General features: G+C 42.1%; 3 protein-coding genes. All 3 read left to right on the top strand.

What is annotated here, in order from left to right; genetic code table 11:
* Nucleotides 1-738: 738 nt before the first annotated feature.
* On the top strand, nt 739-1,308 hold the full coding sequence (locus RM811_RS02630; RefSeq protein ID WP_402520492.1) for a hypothetical protein: 570 nt from the start codon (nt 739-741) through the stop codon (nt 1,306-1,308).
* Between the two features lie 683 nt (nt 1,309-1,991).
* The gene (locus tag RM811_RS02625) at nt 1,992-3,071 is read left to right on the top strand and encodes a hypothetical protein (protein WP_402520490.1); all 1,080 of its coding nucleotides are present in this window, start codon (nt 1,992-1,994) and stop codon (nt 3,069-3,071) included.
* Nucleotides 3,072-3,685: 614 nt separating this feature from the next.
* Nucleotides 3,686-5,218, top strand: a complete 1,533-nt coding sequence (locus RM811_RS02620) for a hypothetical protein (protein ID WP_402520488.1) — start codon at nt 3,686-3,688, stop codon at nt 5,216-5,218.
* The last annotated feature ends 365 nt before the right edge of the window (nt 5,219-5,583 follow it).

Below are 5,583 nucleotides of genomic sequence, written 5' to 3'. Positions count from 1 at the left end.
GAGGGAGAACAGGACATCCATAAAAGGGGAGAACAGGGGGAGAACAGGACATCCAGTGCGCCGAGATAAATCGGCAAGAGATTGAAGGTGGGCAGCCTCAACAGGTCCATAAAAACACCCTTATTTATTGTATTGATAAATTTATGGGTGTCCTTTTTATTTGTCCTTTTTATTTGTATTGATAAATTTATGGGTGTCCTTTTTTAAAAAAGAAGGACATCCATAAATTTCTATTCGTCTAGATCGAACCAACGTTTTACTTAAGCTTTCGCCCTGAATTTATGGATGTCCTGTTTATTTCTGCGCCGAGATAAATCGGCAAGAGATTGAAGGTGGACAGCCTCAACAGGTCCATAAAAATACCCTTATTATTGTATTGATAAATTTATGGGTGTCCATTTTATTTGTATTGATAAAAAAGAATAAAAAAGAAGGACATCCATAAATTTCTATTCGTCTAGATCGAACCAACGTTTTACTTAAGCTTTCGCCCTGAATTTATGGATGTCCTGTTTATTTCTGACGGAAAAGAATACTTCTCCAGACTGCGGAAATGGCGAAGGCGAAGATAATAAAAGCGGGGGATGGGCGTCTCCGAAGAAAACTCCCAGACAACTTGATTTATAGTTTGACATGTTGTCACCTTGCGTTAACATAATTAATGACAGCCATAGGAGGCTTAACGCCTGCGGCAGTGCGTGCGTCAATAAAAAAAAATAAAAACAATGGAGGTGCGCTATGGGCACTTTATTCAATATAGTAATCTGGCTGTCACAGTTTTTTATTGCTTTTCTGGTTTTGCTTTTCAAGCCAATCTGGTGGACAGCCACTCCTTTCCTAAAGGCTAACCGGGTGGTCAATACCTTTATACGGAAATACATACCACTTTTTGGTAATTTTCTGGCGCTTTTCACACAGTGCGTTTGGGCTCCGATTTTTATTACCTTTTGGGCTGGGGTTTATGGGATTGCTATTGGTTATGGTGCAGATTTTGTGCACCAAACCGCAAATGTCCTCTATCTTATTCTGGATGATGTTGCGGGGCAGGCTCCGGAACGATTTATCTGGGTTTTCAATATTATAGGCATGCCTCTACGGTTGATTATGGATGTAACACTATATGCCATGTTTTACATAGGAGGCTTATCTGAAATATTTATGGACGATGGGTTTGCAGACACTGTCGTAACCCTTACTACTGTTTGCTGGTTTTGGGGCTGGGCAAAGCTCGTCCTTGTATGGGTAGGCCACGAGTGGGGCTTTCTTGGCAATAAAGAAAACCGGGGTCAGGTCTTTCTTTTTGAATGAATTCAAGATTCAAGATTCATGACCCCGATTTGCGATTTGGCCAAGAGCTGTAGATGGTTTAGCCCAAAATTTAGCAGTAGAAATCGGAAAACCCCGTCATAAAGGCGGCAAAAAATCATGACAAGACTAGCTGAAGCTCTTGTAGGGCAAGGCATCTCAAGACTTCAGTTATGTCGAACTCAGGTTACTGGGAGCCAAGGTTTGGAACTTTTTTCTGAACTAATGGTCAGAAATATTGAAATACAATAAGTCCGGTGGGGATATCAACCAGATCAATTATTATTGGCTCTTCTGAACGGGGAGCGAACCTGCGTTACTCCCCCTCTCCCTCCTGACATTATCGGAATGGAACTTTTTCTATTTCCAATGGTCTAAATATTTGGTTTTTGATTACCGATGACTAAGTAGGTGAAAGTTTGCTTTCGTATAAATTGACTGTACGTACGTTTAGTTTATTCAGTAAACCGATCATCACCACTGATACCAGGATGTAGGCGCATGATCGCTACTTCTTAAAAAGTAGATAGTGGTTTGCATTTCAATATTTATCACATGAAAATTCGAGAATATTATCGACTGCTGATGCTTTGATTATAAAAGAGCTGGAACATATTCCTTAGCTAGAGATCAAAACATTTGATAGCAGACTATCACCTACTTGTCAACTGATTACGGAGTACTCCATGCAAGCAATACCCGGAAAATGTCAATACTCTCCTCAACAACACCAAAAACAGGCTAATCAGTCACACGGCCCTCATTACACGGCATCATTTACCAATAGAAACGAATGCGAAAACCCATCAACACCAGATGCAAACCCGATTATTAACATGCATATTACAAAAGTAATTGATCCTGATACACACTTTAATGATGTGGGTTCTCCAACTGATAAAATGAAAGCTGAAAAAAATAATTCAGCACAACAAAACTCTGCGACTGCAGAAATCGATATTTACGGCTTCTTAGATCAGAACATTACTGACTTATTTCAGAAACGCATATCACCCTATTGGAGAATATGCTATGAAGGACTCAAGAAATATAACGATGATACTGTTTTACTCGGGCATGAATACCACCCGGGCCCAAAAAGCATTAAGCCCATCGGAATCGCCTACCGAGGGGATTATCGTCAACCTGAAACAATATTCACCACAGGTTTTTCGGTAAAAGATGGATCTGAAATTAACGATGACAACTTTGGGGAAAGCCTGAAAACCCTAAGAATCAGATTTCATAATAACGATGGAAATGGACTCCCGGGTGAGTCATCAGGAGTCCAGGATACAGGAGTTTCCTTGTGCAAGGACAAGTGTTCAGCAGCCTATTTCCCAGAAAAAATCACAAAGTGTTTTCCACAGTTCCCGGACAATACTGATAATTCTTACGTGTACTGCTGTCTGGTTACTGCTGGCATTGAAGTCAATGGGAATAACCATGTATGGCCTAAGCAATACAATAGCCATTCTACCGGGATCAGGTCAAAAACAATCAAGTCAGTCATGACAACAAAGATTCCACCTGAACATGTGATTTGTGCCTGGGCGTCGGTAAAAACAATAGAGAACGACAGGTTTACAATAAACACTGAAACAAAATTATCCAATTTAAAATTCAATATAAATGTTGATACATGCGTTCAATCATATCTCCGGGAGAAGAGTGGGTTAAAGTTCACTGACACCTCCACACATTGTTCTTTCAATGGCCGCACTGGCTTTTATACCAGAGATGGAATAATAGGAATAGGACAATAATAATAGGAATAGGAATAGGAATAGGAATAGGAATAGGAATAGGAATAGGCAGCAATTCCCGACGAATATCAAACCACTTCTGCTGCAAGTGATTCAGCTTGGCAATAAAAAAAGTAATCGCACAGTTTATCGACAAACTACAGGACATCCAGAAATATAACCATAAAAAAATCATGGATAAATTTATGGATGTCCTCGAGTCCCTCCTCGAGTCCCTCCAAATTTATGGATGTCCTCGAGTCCCTTCATCCTGTACAGGGAATGTACAGGATCCACCCCACAGGGAGGTGAATGCCCGGCAAGTTTACATTTACAGCTGGTAAAAAGATTGTGAACAGCTTCCCAGTACCAGCACCAATCAGGAAACACAAACACCCGGTGTAAAAAATCGACTATGATAGGAAGCTGGGTGAATGAAATCATATGTCTGACGGCCAGCAATATTCGATGCCATCTGCCCAGCTACATCAACTACAGAATGCTGAATTCAGGAACAGGCAGTTCGACCTTTATTTTCAGGCTGTCAGGCTACCTGGCCGGTGACTATGGTCTGCTGCCCATAAAATATTGGTTTCAATGGTCGGACTACCTGGCATGTCAGCCAGGAAAGAATTATGAATGCACACAAGGCTGGGAGTCATGTAACAGGGCCGGTGTGGCAGACCAGAGACACGCCGGTTGCCGCAAAACCCAAGGATAGAGCTGACACCACAGCCCCGTTACCCCATCGCACCAGAGAAAAGGGTAAAACCCTTCTCCATTATGGCCAAGCGGTTCGGTTGTCAACACGGGACGCCCGTAAAACTGATGCTATATCCCTGACCAATCAGGGGGAGCAGCCCATGCCCGGGGCAGTGGTAACGGCCGGTCAGCACCAAGTATCGACTGAAGACTCTGACTTGGCGGTCATACTGGAAACATTACAAAAAGAAAACAGTCAGCTCAAAGCCGACCTGGACAATACAAAAGCTGAGTTGTTTCTTGCTCATACAAAAAAAGACAACATCAACGCCAGGTTTGACCAATATAAGGCCGAAAGCGAACAGGCCCTTAAACAGGCTGTTTTATCAGAAAGAACACAAAACCAGGAAGAGAGCAAAGCAACCCTCTGTAAACTTCAACGAAAACTGGATACAAAAGAAGAAAAAATTAAAAAGATGGAGCTTTCAGTTCAAAATTCACACGCTGAGAAAATTCAATTGACAAAACAGGCAAGAATACTCCAAGACCTGAAAAAAGCCGATGAAGAAAAAATCCAACAGCTGGAAACCGACCTCCAGAAAATCAAATGTCATGAGGCCTCCCAGGACTCTAATATAAGGGCCCTGAAAGAAAGCTTACAAAATGACCTGCAGGCAAAAAAAATTAACGAACAGAACAGTCAACTTGAGAGATATGAAAAACAGTTGATTGAATTGAAGGAAAAATTTACGGCCTGCAGAATAGAGTTGTCACAGGAGAAAAAAAAGAGTTTTGCAGAACGTAAAAAACATAATGAGTTCATAGGAGATCTGCATAAACACAGTGCTAGCATAACCTCAAGGCAAAGAAAAACAGAAACAAAATTAAATGCTCTAGCAAAACCGGATGATAAAAAAACAGAAAAACCTTCATGTTCTGGTCACCCGTTGTTTGCTAACCCCTCCAAAGATGAGTTCCTGCGCCTGTTTAAAACCAAGCTGCCAACATTTGAAGCAATGGGGTTCACTGCTCCCAAAGCAGCCGACAAGCATCCGGGCTTGCAGGCAATGCTTATCCAGATGTTCAGGGATAACACATCCGCCACAGCCCTTATTCACTCCATATTTGAAGACGTTCAAAGACGGCATTCACAGTGGGATGATGAGTCTATGAAGGTACTGTTTTCTCAAACCTCGACAGCTGCAATGCGAAATATTGTCGTAGTATGGCCGGGGGCTTTGGACGGCCAGCCCTGTGGGTACTTATTCAAACCGGAAATAAAAAACGTCTGCGACATAATAAACCAGGAGAGCATGAAACTTACCCTCCATTTCGATCCTTTTTACCTGGCTTATGTGACGGAGAAACGCACACGACGACGAGGCATTCCTAAACCGCTTTTTTTCCCCCTGGAGTATCGCCCAGCCCCCTCTGCCAATAACATCGTCGGCAAGCCTTCCGAATAAAAAAACTGGGGTCATATATGGTCCGCCCCGCGATGCAAGGTAAAGTTTTCGATAATGACTAAAGAGTAATGCTTCCATATATCCGGCCTTGGGGTGAGGTCGCATTCGCCTCTGGCCCTGATGGAAAAAACTGGGGTCAGGTCTTGAATCTTGAATTAATGCAAGGTTCAAGATTAAAGACCTGACCTAGATTTTTGACCCCGATTTTCTTGTCCGATAAAACGTGATTAAGACAATCAGACATATAATTTAGCGGATATTGTATATCTGTAGCCTTATAGCGCAGATAACATAAGAAGAAGTAATGCGGGGTAGGGTCTTGTAATTTTCATAGCTGCACGATGAAAGACCTGACCCCGGATTTT

It is taken from the genome of Endozoicomonas sp., from assembly GCF_031844845.1.
Lineage (GTDB): Bacteria > Pseudomonadota > Gammaproteobacteria > Pseudomonadales > Endozoicomonadaceae > Endozoicomonas.
Note: the sequence above shows the minus strand (reverse complement) of the source record. Positions and strands in the feature narration are given on the sequence as shown.

What these genes read in the sequence shown, in the direction of transcription:
- RM811_RS02630 (WP_402520492.1), top strand. Translation starts at nt 739, where the DNA reads ATGGGCACTTTATTCAATATAGTAATCTGGCTGTCACAGTTTTTTATT.
- RM811_RS02625 (WP_402520490.1), top strand. Translation starts at nt 1,992, where the DNA reads ATGCAAGCAATACCCGGAAAATGTCAATACTCTCCTCAACAACACCAA.
- RM811_RS02620 (WP_402520488.1), top strand. Translation starts at nt 3,686, where the DNA reads ATGAATGCACACAAGGCTGGGAGTCATGTAACAGGGCCGGTGTGGCAG.